The organism is Acetobacter lovaniensis (assembly GCF_014207635.1).
Lineage (GTDB): Bacteria > Pseudomonadota > Alphaproteobacteria > Acetobacterales > Acetobacteraceae > Acetobacter > Acetobacter lovaniensis.
Genome location: NZ_JACHIE010000015.1, coordinates 43,345 through 57,781 on the forward strand (window position 1 = coordinate 43,345; position 14,437 = coordinate 57,781).

The 14,437-nt window shown below is 54.5% G+C and carries 16 protein-coding genes; 9 read left to right on the forward strand and 7 right to left on the reverse strand.

The window, feature by feature from the left end; all coding sequences use genetic code 11:
• Window positions 1-41: 41 nt before the first annotated feature.
• On the reverse strand, window positions 42-1,562 hold the full coding sequence (locus tag HNR55_RS13555) for an efflux transporter outer membrane subunit (protein WP_166116229.1): 1,521 nt from the start codon (window positions 1,560-1,562) through the stop codon (window positions 42-44).
• Between the two features lie 118 nt (window positions 1,563-1,680).
• On the opposite strand from HNR55_RS13555, the gene HNR55_RS13560 reads away from it, so the two are divergent.
• Entirely contained in the window at window positions 1,681-2,079 is a 399-nt protein-coding gene (locus tag HNR55_RS13560; protein WP_242005602.1) for an ArsR/SmtB family transcription factor, read from the forward strand.
• Between the two features lie 26 nt (window positions 2,080-2,105).
• Here HNR55_RS13560 and HNR55_RS13565 read toward each other — a convergent pair whose 3' ends face one another.
• Window positions 2,106-2,828: a DsbA family oxidoreductase gene (locus tag HNR55_RS13565; RefSeq protein ID WP_166116230.1), complete on the reverse strand. Its 723-nt coding sequence runs from the start codon at window positions 2,826-2,828 to the stop codon at window positions 2,106-2,108.
• Between the two features lie 90 nt (window positions 2,829-2,918).
• Here HNR55_RS13565 and HNR55_RS13570 point away from each other — a divergent pair, with 90 nt between their 5' ends.
• The 3 genes from HNR55_RS13570 to HNR55_RS13580 all read left to right on the forward strand — a co-directional run bounded on the left by HNR55_RS13570 (window position 2,919) and on the right by HNR55_RS13580 (window position 6,877).
• Window positions 2,919-3,587: an alpha/beta hydrolase gene (locus HNR55_RS13570; protein WP_166116232.1), complete on the forward strand. Its 669-nt coding sequence runs from the start codon at window positions 2,919-2,921 to the stop codon at window positions 3,585-3,587.
• Between the two features lie 304 nt (window positions 3,588-3,891).
• Window positions 3,892-5,775, forward strand: coding sequence for an ATP-dependent nuclease (locus HNR55_RS13575; RefSeq protein ID WP_166116234.1), 1,884 nt, complete (start codon window positions 3,892-3,894; stop codon window positions 5,773-5,775).
• Between the two features lie 406 nt (window positions 5,776-6,181).
• Complete coding sequence (locus tag HNR55_RS13580; RefSeq protein WP_166116236.1) at window positions 6,182-6,877, forward strand: hypothetical protein; 696 nt, start codon at window positions 6,182-6,184, stop codon at window positions 6,875-6,877.
• A gap of 295 nt (window positions 6,878-7,172) precedes the next feature.
• On the opposite strand, the gene HNR55_RS13585 is transcribed toward HNR55_RS13580, so the two are convergent.
• The 4 genes from HNR55_RS13585 to HNR55_RS13600 all read right to left on the reverse strand — a co-directional run bounded on the left by HNR55_RS13585 (window position 7,173) and on the right by HNR55_RS13600 (window position 9,961).
• On the reverse strand, window positions 7,173-8,930 hold the full coding sequence (locus tag HNR55_RS13585) for a recombinase family protein (RefSeq protein ID WP_166116237.1): 1,758 nt from the start codon (window positions 8,928-8,930) through the stop codon (window positions 7,173-7,175).
• A gap of 27 nt (window positions 8,931-8,957) precedes the next feature.
• Window positions 8,958-9,338: a helix-turn-helix domain-containing protein gene (locus HNR55_RS13590; protein WP_166116239.1), complete on the reverse strand. Its 381-nt coding sequence runs from the start codon at window positions 9,336-9,338 to the stop codon at window positions 8,958-8,960.
• Window positions 9,328-9,651: a type II toxin-antitoxin system HigB family toxin gene (locus HNR55_RS13595; RefSeq protein WP_166116241.1), complete on the reverse strand. Its 324-nt coding sequence runs from the start codon at window positions 9,649-9,651 to the stop codon at window positions 9,328-9,330. Before HNR55_RS13595 ends, HNR55_RS13590 begins: the two co-directional genes overlap by 11 nt.
• Before the next feature lie 100 nt (window positions 9,652-9,751).
• A complete protein-coding gene (locus HNR55_RS13600; protein WP_166116171.1) occupies window positions 9,752-9,961 on the reverse strand; it encodes a hypothetical protein in 210 nt (69 codons plus the stop codon).
• A gap of 128 nt (window positions 9,962-10,089) precedes the next feature.
• Here HNR55_RS13600 and HNR55_RS17215 point away from each other — a divergent pair, with 128 nt between their 5' ends.
• The 5 genes from HNR55_RS17215 to HNR55_RS13620 all read left to right on the forward strand — a co-directional run bounded on the left by HNR55_RS17215 (window position 10,090) and on the right by HNR55_RS13620 (window position 13,637).
• On the forward strand, window positions 10,090-10,632 hold the full coding sequence (locus tag HNR55_RS17215; RefSeq protein WP_166116242.1) for a DUF2726 domain-containing protein: 543 nt from the start codon (window positions 10,090-10,092) through the stop codon (window positions 10,630-10,632).
• Between the two features lie 273 nt (window positions 10,633-10,905).
• Window positions 10,906-11,580, forward strand: coding sequence for a DNA methyltransferase (locus HNR55_RS13610; RefSeq protein ID WP_166116244.1), 675 nt, complete (start codon window positions 10,906-10,908; stop codon window positions 11,578-11,580).
• 308 nt (window positions 11,581-11,888) lie between these two features.
• Window positions 11,889-12,137: a transcriptional regulator domain-containing protein gene (locus tag HNR55_RS17305; RefSeq protein WP_373318116.1), complete on the forward strand. Its 249-nt coding sequence runs from the start codon at window positions 11,889-11,891 to the stop codon at window positions 12,135-12,137.
• 49 nt (window positions 12,138-12,186) lie between these two features.
• On the forward strand, window positions 12,187-12,669 hold the full coding sequence (locus HNR55_RS13615; RefSeq protein WP_166116281.1) for a DUF2285 domain-containing protein: 483 nt from the start codon (window positions 12,187-12,189) through the stop codon (window positions 12,667-12,669).
• Between the two features lie 164 nt (window positions 12,670-12,833).
• Window positions 12,834-13,637, forward strand: coding sequence for a TIR domain-containing protein (locus HNR55_RS13620; RefSeq protein ID WP_166116248.1), 804 nt, complete (start codon window positions 12,834-12,836; stop codon window positions 13,635-13,637).
• A 188-nt stretch (window positions 13,638-13,825) separates the two neighbouring features.
• Here the strand turns inward: HNR55_RS13620 and HNR55_RS13625 are convergent, their stop codons facing one another.
• Window positions 13,826-14,428 carry a TIR domain-containing protein gene (locus HNR55_RS13625; protein WP_166116249.1) on the reverse strand — a complete coding sequence of 201 codons (603 nt, stop codon included), beginning with the start codon at window positions 14,426-14,428 and terminating at the stop codon, window positions 13,826-13,828.
• Between the last annotated feature and the right edge of the window lie 9 nt (window positions 14,429-14,437).

The following is a 14,437-nucleotide window of genomic DNA, read 5'->3' on the forward strand; positions in this document are numbered from 1 at the left end:
AAAGGCCGGACATTGGAGGCCGGACGTGCGTCAGATGCCGGTTATCGCGCCGCGAGCCGGACGGATCGCCACTGATCGGTTGAAACATGGGCGTCGGCGAGGCCACCGCCCGTCGCCACCATGATCCGCACCGTCTGACGGAACATCTCGGTCTGTGCCCGCACTGTGTTCTGGCGTGCGAGCAGGACGAGCCGCCGGGCGTTGATCGGCTGGAGGATGGTCTCCCGGCCCGTCTGATACCCGGCCTGGCTTAACGCCAGCGCGTCATCGGCCGAGGTCAGGGCCTGCCGCTGGTTGTCCAGTTCCGTCGAGGCGTTCTTCAGGCCGTTCAGACCATCGGAGACTTCGCGGAAGCCATTGATGACCACCGACTGGTAGTGATCGAAAGCGATCCGGTAATCCTCTTCCGCTTGCTTTTTCCGGGCCATCAGGGTGCCGCCATGGAACAGCGGTAGAGCAGCACCGCCGATCAGGCGCCACGCCGCGCCGGCAGGGCCGCCCATCAGCCCCTCGGCGGCGACGGCCGCGCTGAGGGTCAGGCGGGGATATAGGTCGGCGGTCCGGACGCCGATTTCGGCATTCGCCGCGCGCATCATGGCTTCGGCGCCGATGATGTCCGGGCGGGCATGCACAAGTTCGGATGGCACGACCACGGGGATGTCCGACGGAAGGCTGAAATCGGCGAGGGTCAGGGTCGGTGCGGTCCAGTTGGCGGGCGAGTGCCCGGTCAGGACGGCCAGCGCCGTTCGCGCGGCCTCATGGGCATTGACCAGCGGTGGCAGAAGAGACTGGTCGTGCGCCAGTTGTGCTTCGGCGGTCACGACATCCAGCCGGGGTCTCCTGCCCGCCTGCCAGGCGAGTGTCGCCAACCGGAGCGTTTCCCGGTCGGTGTCGATCACGCTTCGGACCACGGCGACCTGATCTGCTGTCGAGGCCGCTTCGAAGGCGGTCAGGACCGTGTCGCCGATCACCAGCAGCATCGTGACATCACGGCGCTCCCGTTCGGCATCCTTCTGCGCGCCGGCCATCTGCACCAGCCGATGGTTGCCACCGAAAATATCGGGGTCATAGGAAACGTCGAGACCCGCCGAATAGGCGGAGAAGGCCGGGAAGGTCCACGCCCAGGGACCGAACAGGGCGGCCCCGTATTCCTGACGCCCCTCGGTGCCGGTGGCGTCGATCTGGGGCATCAGGCTGCCCTGGGCGGCATGGAGTCCTTCAGCGGCCTTGCGCAGGTTGGACTGGGCTGCCTGGATCGACCAGTTGTTCCGACGTGCCTCGGTGACGAGGGCGTCCAACCGGGGCGAGCGAAAGAGACGCCACCAGTCGGAGCCTGGCTTTCCAGCAGCCTGCTTCGTGGAGTTGGCCGAAGCGACGGTCGCTGTTTCCGACCGGGTTTCGCCGAATGTTGCAGCATTCGGTGGCAGGGGAGCTTTGTAGGTCGGGCCGACTGTGCAGCCTGTGAGGCCCGGTAACAGAGTGACGAGAGCCAGCCAGGCCGGGCGTGGTGCGGCGGCGACCCGCTTTGGACTATGGGTATGGGGCAGGAAATTGGGTGGCAAGGCGGCCTCCGGTCGTCATGAACGAGTCTCTATGATACGAACATAGACGTACATACGAATTAAAGGCCAGCCTTATTGGGACACAGGCTTACGATGGGGGCTTGGAAGCAGCGTTTTCTTGACCCACTCCCATGATACGCGTACCAATCCACGCATGATCGCACGCCATCCGAAACGCGAGGATATCCGGCTCGACGCCGTGCTGACGGCGTTGGGCAATCCCATCCGTCTTGCTGCCGTGCGGACGATTGCCGTGGGGGGTGAACATCCCTGCTGTGATGTGCTGCCGCAGATTCCGAAGTCTACCATGACGCATCACTGGCGCGCTCTGCGGGACAGCGGTGTGGTCTGGCAGCGCCATATCGGTCGGGAATACCGTCTTGAATTGCGGCGCGAAGATCTGGACAGTCGGTTTCCCGGTCTGCTGGATTCCATTCTTGGTCCACTGGTCAGCGATCCGCTGACGCAGGAGACGATCGCCGAATACGACCGTTCCCGCCAGGGCGCGTCTGCCTAACGGGAATACGGCGGGACGGTTTTTGCTCAGGGAGTGCCGGAGCCGGAAGGCGGGATGACGCATCCCGTGCTGTCGCAGGTCATGCCGTTGGTAGGGCTATCGGACGCGGTTTTGTGTGCATTGCTCCATGACTGGCGCAGGGCAGCCAGCAATTGTGCTTTCGGCTGCGCGCCTGAAAGAGCGTAGGCACCGTCGAAGACAAAGAAGGGCACGCCATGAACGCCCGCCTGTGACGCACGGGTTTCATCGTGCCTGACTGCTTCGGCGAAGTCGGTGCTCGAAAGCATGGCGCGTACGGTGTCGGCATCAAGACCGACATCCTGCGCAAGCCCGACAAGCACATCATGGTCGGCGAGGGGGGAGTTGTCGGTGAAATAGGCCCGGAACAGCCGCTCCGTCATGGCGGCGCCGTGGCCGTGCTCCTCGGCGAATTTGGTCAACCGGTGCGCGTCGAAGGTGTTGGTGTAGCGAACCGAGGCATAGCGCATGTCGAGATCACATCTCTCGCCCATGGATGTGATGTGGTCGATCATGGCCTGGGCATCGCTTCGGCTCTTGCCGTATTTCCGCATGATGCGGTCGAGCGTTGTGGTGGTCACTGCCGGACCCGACGTCGGATCGAGTTCGAAGGCCCGGAAGACGATCTCGACTTCACGGGAATGCTCGAACTCGGCCAGGGCGGCTTCGAGAAACCGCTTGCCGATATAACAGTAGGGGCAGGCATAATCGGACCAGATTTCGAGTTTCATGACAGCCTCCGCATGCTTGATAATATACGATTATACCCGTACCATGGTTTCATCAAGCATTACGAACGCCAATGGTGAAGGGAGCAGGGGATGAAGCCGCTGAAAGCGCTGGAGGTCGAAACCGGGCAAAATCCCGTCGCGTCGATCATCCTTATTCACGGCCTGGGTGCGAGCGGTCGGGATCTGGCGCCCCTTGTTCAGGCGCTCGACCTACGCTCCATCGGCGCGGTCCGGTTCATTTTTCCCAATGCGCCCATCCGGCCGGTTTCGGTCTGTGGGGGCGAGCGTATGCCGGCGTGGTATGATCTTCTCGCGCCTGATTTCTCCCTGCGGGAAGATGAGCCGGGGCTACGTGATGCCCAGACCTATCTGGCCAGCCTGATCGACCAGGAAGTCGCGCGCGGCATTCCCTCCCGGCGTATCGTGATCGGTGGGTTTTCCCAGGGCTGTGCGATGTCACTGATGACCGGGTTGCGCTACCCTTTACCCTTGGCAGGGATCGCCGGTCTGTCCGGCTATCTGCCGCTGGCTGGACAGACGGGAAGGGAGGCAACGGAGGCGAACCGGGCAACGCCGGTCTTTCTGGCGCATGGCGAGGGTGACACGGTCGTGCTGCTAGCGGCGGCTCGCCTCGCACGGTACTGGCTGCGTGCCGAGGGAAAGGATGTTGCCTGGCATGTATATCCGATGGCGCATGAGATTATCGGGACAGAAATTGCTGATCTCAATGCCTGGTTGGTTGGGCGTCTCGTGTCATGATGGTATCGGTTAAGGGGAGGCAGGATTGGCGGACCAGCCTGATACAGAATTTTCAGTTTCAGATGATTTTGTCCGCATTTGGGGAAGCAGGAAGTCAGTTTCCTAATATTAAAATAGGAAAGCCGACATGCGAAAATAATTACATAGATTTAGACTATTTACTAGGTAATTTATATAATAAGTGTTTAAATAATGAATAATTGATTTAATATATAATAATTCTTGCAGGTATCACGCACTTGCCTAATTCCGAAAGATATCGCACTCTACAGTGAGAGCATGAAGATTGAAACGGGAGAGCATTTTGCGCCTGAAAAAATTTCGCGTAACAAACTTCCGGTCAGTTAACGACAGTGACTGGATCGATGCCTCTGACGTAACTGCTCTTATTGGAGAAAACGAGGCTGGAAAGACCAACCTCTTGCTCCCTTTATGGAAACTTAACCCATCACGAAGCGGCCAAATTAACCTTTTAGATGATATGCCGCGCTCGCGCTACGCTGAAATGCGCACAAATCCTGGTGATCATATCTTTATTCGATGTGTTTTCGATCTCGAAGATAACGAGCGGGACATTGCAGAGCGTTTTGGTGCAGATCGGCTAAAGACAGAAAGTATCGAGGTCGCTCGAAATTACGCGGGCGACTATGGATTTTCTTTTTGCGATGATCGCGATTTCGATTTGGCAAAAGCCTATGAGGTTAAGGCGATAGAGAATTCCGAAACTCCGACGCCTAGCCAAGATGGCGGACCAAATTTGTTTTCCCAGTTTCAAAATATTCTTCCGAAATTTGTCTACTATTCTAATTATGGAAATTTAGACGCTCAAATCTATCTGCCTCATGTCGTAGATAATATGAAAAGAACAGATTTGAGTGCCAAAGAGGCTGCAAAAACCCGAACACTTCGAGTGCTATTTGATCTTGTAAGTCTTAGTCCCGAGGAAATTTTAGAACTTGCGCGTGCCAACAACGTAACTGAGCGTGTCAATCAACACGGTCACTCTATGGGCGTTTTACCCAAAAATTCCGAGCAAATAGAACTTGGCGATGAACAAGTGCGAATTCGCGCGGCACTCTTGCAGTCGGCATCGTCAAAGTTAACCAAATCCTTCAAGGACTGGTGGAAGCAGGGTGATTATCGATTTAGATTACAAGCAGACGGGAACTATTTCCGAATTTGGGTTGCAGATGACCGGCGCCCTGAAGAAATTGAACTCGAAAATCGTAGTACTGGTTTGCAATGGTTTCTAAGTTTCTTTCTTGTATTTAAATATGAGAGTGAAAGCACTCATGCTAATGCAGTAGTCTTGTTAGATGAGCCTGGGCACTCTTTGCATCCTCTAGCACAACGAGATTTGTCGTCTTTTTTCGATAATCTTTCACGTACACATCAAATTGTATTCACAACTCATTCACCGTTCATGATTGAAGCTGATCGTCTAGATAGAGTGAGAAAAGTATACGTTGACGACAATGGTGGCACTGTTGCGTCAAGTAATCTAGCCGCAGCACGCCTTAAAGAAGGAATAAAGGATACTGGTGCGACTTACGCGGTTCACTCCGCGTTGAATCTGACGGTGGCGGAAAGCCTTCTTCTCGGGTGCATTCCTATTATCGTTGAGGGGCCTTCAGACCAGCATTATCTTTCAACGATTAAGAGTATACTTATTGCTAAAGGAAAAATTCACCCGAAGGCTGAACTGGTGTTCCCTCCCTCAGGAGGCGCAAAAACAGCAAAAATCATTGCGGGCATTCTGATGGGGCGCGACGATACGTTACCCTTAGTCCTTTTGGATGGCGATACTGCTGGTAAGCAAGCCGCCAAGAGCCTTGAAGACACCCTATATGCCGGAAATAAGGCTCTCATTGTTACTACAGATGAGTTCGTCGGCGACCTAAAAGACACCGAAATCGAGGACCTTTTCCCATCGTCATTGCTCATAGAGGTAATCGACCGGATTGAGAGACGTGCCGATAAAGAGTTCGAAGAAGAACATGAAAATAGCAAACCTATTGTTCCGCAAATTAAAAATTGGGCAGCACGGGAAAAATTTGCTTTACCAAATGATTGGAAAGTCCAACTGGCTCTTGGCGTAAAATCGAAACTATTAAAGAATCCGGATAAATACGTAACCGAAGATATGCTAGAGCGCTGGACGAAAATGTTCGAGAGATTTCTTTCATAGTGCAACTTCCGCTTTGCAAATGTCGACATGAAACGTCCAAAGACTAGAATGAGACGGCTTCTGCCTGTCTGTTCTTGTATCACTGAGCGGACAGGCAGGTCAGTGAGGAAGGAAAGCAGAATGTCGCCCAAGCGGGTAACGATATTTGAAATAATAGACATAGAGTATTTTCTATATCTCATGATATATTGCCCCATTGTTCGGGATATTCGAAAATAACATGGTCATATTTTACTGTTTTGCAAGGTTCTTGAGAGGACTATAGATGTCGGAAGCTATAAGTGAGCAACAATTCGAGGCTATCAAGAGAGCAGTTCATCAGGCATCATTACCCTTGCTCGCGTTAGTCCCAGACATCTCCAAAGGGGGTAAGTCTGATGTTAAATGCGCTGTTGGGACTGGGGTAATGATTGAGATCGAAGATCGTCTCTTTTTACTTACGGCGCGCCATGTTGTCGAGGCATACCCAGCTAATACGCTTTGGTTTCCGCCAAGTCCTGGAGCGAACTTGGAAACTTTCGGTACGGTTAGCACTTTCTATGATCAGACACATCCTAATCGTGATACGGTCGTGGTCGAACTCCACGAGACAGGTTTAGCAGATAAGATTAGATCGGCCGGATATTGGAAAATTCTTACCATTGAGAACATCGTAGCTCCCAAAAGCTATGACCGGTCTGGAACAAGGCTCCTAAGCGGTTATCCATCTGAATTGGGATATGAAAATCAGGTAGGATTTGCGCAAACCCCATTAGTATTGTCAACTAAAGTTCTGGAACCAGATCCTACCCCTTCATCAATTTCTGTTCCATGCCCAGATACTGACATGTTCTTTGTCTTCGATAATCAGTTGGAAGATACGGCAACCAGTGAGATTGTCGTGCCTCCTAAACTGCAAGGGATGAGTGGATGCGGTATTTGGCTTCTTTTACCTCGAACTGGAACTGATTTTTGGGAGCCATGGCAAAGTCTATATCTAATTGGCACCCAGCGCAGCGTGTTGCCGAGGCATTGGATCCGTGGTGTTAGTTGGCGTGCTATCGCTGATATTCTCCAAAGCAACGATGTTGGTCTCTCCAATGGAGAGGCTGTACCGACTTGATAGCTGGCAAATGTCAGCGTTCGAGTAGATTGGAACAATATTGAATCGTCCGAAATGAGGGCGATTGTGTTGGAAAAGTCAGGTTGAGGTGTCCGCTCAGGATTCTGTATGCAATTGGGAATGAAAACTCCCCATGATTACAGCGCTCTATGCGTTATAATATCGAATCTAAATGTTGAGTGGAAGCTCCAGCGGGACTTTTTCAACACAATCAGGGCGGGAGTGTACATGACCGTGGCTATGAACGAAGATGCCCCGTTTTTGCGAGGCTAGGGCTTATTAATTTTATAAGGTGTCAGGCACAAGCAGAAAAAAGTTGTTTAAAACAGACATCTAAACCCGCTTTGTTCTCACCTTGCGATTGTCGCAACTTGAGAAGCAATCCTGCCCCCGCAACCACCGATACCGACACTCCCGTGAGCACCGCTCCGGGAGTGTTTCTTTTTTCAGCCTTTCCAATGGCTTGCCGCTCGATCCAGGTCAGGATCGTCCCCAGTTCCCCATACAGCATCGCGTCGATCTCGCCCCGGTTTGGGCCGGGAGTGAGCACGACCTTCTCGATTAGTGCTCGCAGCGCCTCGGCGGCTTCCAGCCGTTCCTCGGGGCGGTTGAGAGCGTCGGTCAGGCGGCCGACCTTGCGAGCGTAGATGGCGGAGGTACTCGGCAGCATGTCCGGTACATCGTTGGGAACGTCGGAGAGCAGGGACGTCAGTTCGGCCTTGCGAGCTTCGAGCGTGTCCATCTCCGTCTTCATACTGGGATGGAACATCCCTTCCTTGATGGCTTCGATGATGCCCCGGATCTGCTTCTCCACCTTCACCTGTTCCACCCGCCAGACATCGGCGTTGGACCGGCGCTCGCGGTTGAGACGGTTGGTCTCCTCGGCATAGGCGCGCATCGCCTCGGCCGCGATCTCCGGCGCCATCATCCGGTCCTTGAGGCCGGCGAGCACACGGCGCTCCAGATCCGGGCGAGGGATTGTTCGGCTGTTGGTGCAGGAGCCATTGGTGACGTGAGATGAGCAGGCGAAACGGTCGGAACCCCGCAGCGCGTACGGACCACCGCACAGGCCACAGAACAGCAGGCCCGACAGCAGGGATTTCGGCCGACGCGTGCCGTTGAGCCGGTTTCTCTTGTGATGCGCTCGCACGGCTTCGGTGACGTTGACGTATTTCTCGGCGATGACGCTCTGGCGAGCCTTTGTCGCCAGCCAGAGCGCGTCATCGACAATTCGCAGGTCGGGAACCTCTGTCACCACCCATTCGGATTCCGGGTTCAGGCGCGAGACGCGCTTGCCGGTGGACGGGTCTTTGACATAGCGCTGACGGCTCCAGACCAGCCGGCCAATGTATAATTCGTTGTTGATGATGCCGGTGCCGCGCTTCACGTGACCCCTGATTGTGGTGTCGCTCCACAGCTTGCCCTCGGGGCCGGCGATGCCCTGGTCGTTGAGGGTTTTGGCAATGGCGCGTGGCCCAACGCCGGCGGCGAAGTCACGGAAGATGCGACGGACGATCTCCGCCTGGTGGGCGTCGATCTCGCGGTCGCCCCGGATCTGTTCGCCTTTGGCGTCGAACTGCCGGACGACGCGATAACCGTAGCAGAGACCGCCGCCGGATTTGCCATCCTCAACCCGGCCGCGCAGGCCGCGATGGGTCTTGGCGGCGAGGTCTTTCAGGAAGAGGGCGTTCATCGTGCCCTTGAGGCCGACATGCAGTTCGCTGATCTCGCCCTCGGCCAGGGTGACGATCGGCACACCGGCGAATTTCAGGTGCTTGAACAGGGTGGCGACGTCGGCCTGGTCGCGCGAGATGCGGTCCAGCGCTTCGGCCAGAACGATATCGAACCGTCCGGCCTGGGCATCCTGTAACAGGGTCTGGATACCGGGACGCAGGATCATGCTGGCGCCGGAGATGCCCGCGTCCTTGTAGGCTCCAATGACCTTCCAGTTCTCGCGCTTGGCGTGTTCCCGGCAGATGCGGAACTGGTCCTCGATCGAGGCGTCGCGCTGGTTGTCGGAGGAATAGCGGGCATACAGGGCGACGCGGGTCATGGGATGTTCCTTGAGGGGTGTTTCCTATCAGGCGACCTGGTCCATCCGGCTGGGCCGGATCAGCACCTCGGCGGAGATGCCGAGGCCGTCATGCAACTGGCGGATCATGTCGATCGACAGGCCGCGTTTGCGGTTCAGCACGTCGGCCACGCGGTTGCGCGGGCCGATCATCGGCTCCAGATCCTTGCGGGTCAGGCCCTGCTGCTCCATGCGGAAGCGGATCGCCTCGACCGGATCGGGTGGGTCGATCGGATGGTGCTTGGCCTCATAGGCGTCGATCAGCGTCGCCAGCACATCGAGGCGGTCGCCGTCGGACGTGCCGCTTTTGGCACCCCATAGCCGCCCGACTTCTTCCAGCGCTGCGTCGTAATCCGCCTCGTTGCGGATGGGCTTCAGATCAGCCGTCATGTTCCACCTCCGTCACGTCGATCCTGTCATAGGCCTTGTGCGTGCCGATCCATTTGATCCAGACGATGCTCTTCTCGAAATCGACCGCCACGACCAGGCGATAGGCGTTGCCCTTGATGTTGAAGACGATCCGCTCGGCACTGACGATGCTGGCCGTGGCGTAGAGCCGCTTCACATCGGCGGTGCTCGTCCAGGCGGCCTTGCCGACTTCGGCGAACCAGGCGTCCAGCGCTGCCTTGACGGCCGGCTGGTCCTTCTGGCCCGCCAGACTGTCGACGAACTCTCTCAGCGTGCGACGGGCGATGATCCTCATTGACTGACCTTATATCACGGGACCATAATGGTCACAAGAAAAATACACGACAGCCCGGCGAGTGGTCTTTCGCCGGGGGAATACAGCCGGGAAGGGGAGGCTATTGCATGTGGCCGGATCGTTTTTGACGGGTCTGTTTCCGCTCCATCGCGCGGGCACGCTCAAACTGCTCGCGTGCCATCTGCCGGCCGATCAGGCGGGCGAGGGACCGGATGGCGTCATCGGACGGGCGGAACGCCTCTTCGGCCGTTTCCGCGTTACTGGCGGGGCCGAACACCTCGATCCTGATCCTGTCGGGTCTGCGTGCCATCCTGTCTACCTTCCAGGTCATGGGGCGACAGGAACGATGAAGGACAGGTCAAGGGAATTTGGGAAGAGCGTGCGGCGGTTCATGCGGTAATCGGCGGTCATCGCGTAGAAAAGGGAGGCTTATCGACCGTGGAAAAGGTGATCATTCTTCTGGCGATCGGATATGCCATTGGATTCTACGTTCGGGATCGCCGAGCGAAAGAGGCCCTGGCGCAGCAGGCCGCTGTTCGGCAGCAGGAAGACGAGCGGCGTCGGCAATACCGACAGGAAAATGACCTGTCCGATCCGCAGAACCAGTTGCGGTTCATTGATGAATGCAGCCTGAAGGCCGTTCCTCCTGTCAATCGGGAGGCTGTGCGCGTGCTTTATGCAATCGACGAGTGGATCAAGGATATGCGACCCGACTGGCGTTTCGCCTTCGAGGTTGCGATGGGTGGCTTCATTAAAACGCCTTATGCCCCGGATGATTCACGTCAGAAGCGGGCCTTCAATTCTTACAGCGGCAAGCGCGTCGATTTCCTTCTGATCGATCGTTTTGGCAATCCGGTCCTGGTGGTCGAGTATAACGGTTCGGTCACGATCTATCCGGCGACGCGGACGCTCGTATGGCGGTCAAGCGTCTGGCCTTGCAGAAGGCAGGTATCCCGCTGCTCGAAATTCCCGAGAGGATGAGCAAGCCCGACATCTTTGCGGCTCTTTCAGAGAAAGTCGGAGTGCCGAACCAGAAAAAAGAACAGGCTAATGGCTCCGCCCTCGCGCCGGCAAGGATGCGCGTCAGCAGACTGACGCCGTCCGATGGGGTGTCCCCGATCTTCCTGCGCTGCGCTCCGTGCAGACCGGGAGATACCCCTCCCCATCGGTCGCCCTTGCCGTTGCTACCCCGCAGCTCGCCGCGAGGCAGAGGAACAGCGGGGGCTGTTCCTCGCGGAACAAAGGGCAAAGACCATGACCGACAACACGGCGACCAATTTCCGCAATATCATTCTTAATGGCGATAGCGTGGAACTGATGCGGCAGATGCCGCGTAATTCAGTGGACTTCATCCTGACCGATCCGCCTTACTTGGTGAACTATCGGGGCCGGGACGGGCGGAAGGTTCGCAACGACGACAACGCACGCTGGCTCCGTCCGGCAGTCAACCAGATGCACAGGGTTCTGAAATGGGGCGGTCTTGCCGTGAGCTTTTACGGCTGGAACAAGATCGACCTGTTTGCCGATGCCTGGAAAGCGGCCGGTTTTCGTATGGTCGGGCATATCGTTTTCCGCAAGTCCTATGCGTCATCGTCGGGTTTTCTGCGCTATGAGCACGAAAGCGCCTATCTTCTGGCGAAAGGGAACGTGAAGCGGCCCGGTCAGCCAGTGCCGGACGTGATCGACATGCCGTATTCGGGCAATAAACTGCACCCGACACAAAAGCCCGTGGCGGCGTTGTTTCCGCTGGTCGATGCGTTCTGCCCGGTGGGTGGCCTGGTGCTGGACCCGTTTTGCGGTTCGGGTTCGTCACTGGTGGCGGCGCAGCATCTTGGGCGTGACTGGCTGGGGATGGAACTGGATGCCGAACACGCGACAACGGCGGCCCGGCGGCTGGCCTGGCACGCGGCGAAGAAAATAGCGGCATAGGGAGCGAACGCCGCAGGGCCGAAATTCGGTTCTGCGGCGCCCCCTTCCTTGGCCTGTCTGTCCGCACAAATTTGCGCCGATCCGGCTTCGCGGATCGGCGACGGGAAGATGGAAAATAAGCGCCGCTCGCCGGGCGAGTGCCCGGCGAGCGGAATATTCTGGCAGGCGCGGACGAATGCCATAACGTCGTGCGATCGCGTTACGAGATCGACATATCTCCAAATGCAGTCTGCACAAAATCTTCCCATTGCGCATCCTGATTGTCCTGCTGCCCGAGCAGGCGCAAGAGGAAGGGTAACGCGATGCCGATGTCAGATTGGCAGTCGCCGGCCGCTTACGAACACGCACAAGACATTGCTGCCGCCGGCATAGCCTGGGAATATCTTCGACGTGACGACGAATACCGTCGCGCGTTCCAGCGAATGAAAACGCTTGCGCCTCCGAAGCCAGGGGGCAGCAAAGCCTTTTCCGAACGATGGGGTTTGCGATTTCCCTGTCGATCCGGCGGAGCCAGCCGGGCGCACTCCTGTTTTCTGGATACCGGAACTCTCGCCTGACGTCATCGAATTGCGTCAGGCTCTTGCTGACGCGGATAATCCGGCCGTCATGCCGATCAACCTCGCGGAATTACCGGGCCTCGTTGCGCGGCGGGATGACGGTGATGCGTGGCACGGTTGCTGGCGGTCTGGTAGAGCGACGCACCAGTTCTGGCTCCCGACATGTCCGGCAGATAGACCGGCCATCTATGTCGTGATCTTGCCATTCGATGAGCTGCTGGAACTTCGCGCCGAGGCCGTGCTGCGTTTATGGCGCGCGCTGGTTGGCCGACCTGAGGGCAAGTGGGCTCATGATTTTCCGCAGCAAACGCGGGACCGGCACATCCTGATGCTCAGGGCGTTTGACGGTCGGGCGGCTGGCGCGAGCTATCGCAAACTGGCCGAAGTTTTGCTCGGGTTTCGAGGTCGGAAAGCCGATTGGGACAGCGATCCTCGTAAGAATCAAGTCCGTCGCCTTGTTGCTGATGGGCGGTATTATGTCTACGGGGGCTACCGTGATCTCTTGCTCCATCCAATCCGGCTATCTGAATGAGGAGTCTCGATTTTTTGACTAAGCACGATTAAGGGTGGTCTAAATAGACTATAGATTTATTTTGTGCATATCATTGTGAAGCAAATTTTCCGGAAAGTCGATATTATGGATGGCTGTTGACAGGTTTGCAGCGTTTGTGAATTCTACTTTTATCGAGGGATACGATGTTTCGTGGGTTTAATATAACACTTAGTTCTGAGTTGTCTGATTATGTAAAGATTGGAAGAAAGCTAGCGAGATCCGAAAAGGAGCGTATTGCAGATACGCTTGCGAGCTTCATCGATAATAAAGGCGATGTAATCGCTGAAAAATTGATTGATGAATGGTTTCCTAAAGAAAATTATGATATTTTTATTTCGCATTCTCACAAAGATATAAATTTAGCGTTATCTTTGGCGGGATATTTGGAAGAAAAGTTAGGATTGTCTTGCTTTATAGACTACCAAGCCTGGAATTATTGCGATGATTTGCTTAAGAGTGTAGATAATTTATATTGTTACCAAAAGACGTCTAAAACATATAGTTATTCAAAGAGAAATAGAACAACGGCGCACATACATAATATGCTTTGTATCGCCCTTGCAGAGATGATGGATAAATCGGAATGCTTATTTTTTATTAATACAAAAAATTCGATCGAAAATCAACATATCTCAGCCAGTTACTCCGATGGTAGTTCAACATATTCTCCATGGTTATACTATGAAATATCAATGTTGAATATTATAAATATTAAAAAACCTAACAGGGGGGGTGATATAGTAGAATCCATGTCGAGAAAAGACTCTATGGCGACGGAAGCATATGACTCTATTCCAATAAAGTATAGAATTAATATTGAAAATCTACCTAAACTAGATAATTCGGCTATAATAAAATGGTGTGCAGAAAAAAGACGGGCGGATCTTGTGAGATCAGATAAAAAAATACATTCTTTAGATATTCTATATAGAATGTATCCGAGATAATTCACACGATAGGAATTGTATCTTCTCATGAAAGGAGGGTTTTCTCTATGAGAAGATACAATTCTACTTTCTGGAATTGTTTTTGATTTTATGTAATCAATATGCGTCGTATCAATTATTTACCACTTCTGCACAAATATGCTGACAAGATTATACGATTATTCTTATCGTCAAAAGTTCAGACGAACTTATTTTTTAGCTTTTTTAGCTGCGGTTTCGATCCATGCACCGAGGTTGTCGTAACCGTTATCGACAGTCCAATCATAGATTGGGAATAGGCACGAAAACGTGTGGTTAGTCCGACCTTCAAGGTCATAGGCTACATCATTTAATGGCATCGTTCCTACGTCGCTTGCCGATTGCCATCCTGTTGTCTTAAATTCTTTAAATTCCAATGTATTATGATTAACTGTAAATGCAAGTGACTGAAAGGGATTGTGGCCGATAGCGCTCGTAGGGCTATGTAAAGATCCGATGTTATGAATGCGAACAGCAAGTAGTCCGTTTCCTCGCATAAAACTACGGAAAATTTCGTAACGTACCCATCGACGTAGACTAGTTTCTGCGCCTACTAAAACACATGTCACCGTAGTATTTTTTAGGCCTTCCCTAAGAAATCGCTTGAGGGCATCATCACTCTCTTTTTTACTGGCTTCAAATACTGAACTGTCGAAAAAACCAGCGTCGTTCCGTTCTCCCTGTGCCACTTTCGTTACCCATGAATTTCGAACAACCCATGCTCGGCTCACATCGGGCTGGTAATGGAAGCTGAAGAAAGTGCGCCGAGCCATTCAATTATC

Coding starts and splice junctions, on each gene's coding strand:
- HNR55_RS13595 (WP_166116241.1), bottom strand. CDS start 9,651: ATGAGGATCATCGCCCGTCGCACGCTGAGAGAGTTCGTCGACAGTCTG.
- HNR55_RS13600 (WP_166116171.1), bottom strand. CDS start 9,961: ATGGCACGCAGACCCGACAGGATCAGGATCGAGGTGTTCGGCCCCGCC.
- HNR55_RS13570 (WP_166116232.1), top strand. CDS start 2,919: ATGAAGCCGCTGAAAGCGCTGGAGGTCGAAACCGGGCAAAATCCCGTC.
- HNR55_RS13620 (WP_166116248.1), top strand. CDS start 12,834: ATGTTTCGTGGGTTTAATATAACACTTAGTTCTGAGTTGTCTGATTAT.
- HNR55_RS13610 (WP_166116244.1), top strand. CDS start 10,906: ATGACCGACAACACGGCGACCAATTTCCGCAATATCATTCTTAATGGC.
- HNR55_RS13615 (WP_166116281.1), top strand. CDS start 12,187: ATGCCGATCAACCTCGCGGAATTACCGGGCCTCGTTGCGCGGCGGGAT.
- HNR55_RS13625 (WP_166116249.1), bottom strand. CDS start 14,428: ATGGCTCGGCGCACTTTCTTCAGCTTCCATTACCAGCCCGATGTGAGC.
- HNR55_RS13585 (WP_166116237.1), bottom strand. CDS start 8,930: ATGACCCGCGTCGCCCTGTATGCCCGCTATTCCTCCGACAACCAGCGC.
- HNR55_RS13580 (WP_166116236.1), top strand. CDS start 6,182: ATGATTGAGATCGAAGATCGTCTCTTTTTACTTACGGCGCGCCATGTT.
- HNR55_RS13590 (WP_166116239.1), bottom strand. CDS start 9,338: ATGACGGCTGATCTGAAGCCCATCCGCAACGAGGCGGATTACGACGCA.
- HNR55_RS13565 (WP_166116230.1), bottom strand. CDS start 2,828: ATGAAACTCGAAATCTGGTCCGATTATGCCTGCCCCTACTGTTATATC.
- HNR55_RS17305 (WP_373318116.1), top strand. CDS start 11,889: ATGTCAGATTGGCAGTCGCCGGCCGCTTACGAACACGCACAAGACATT.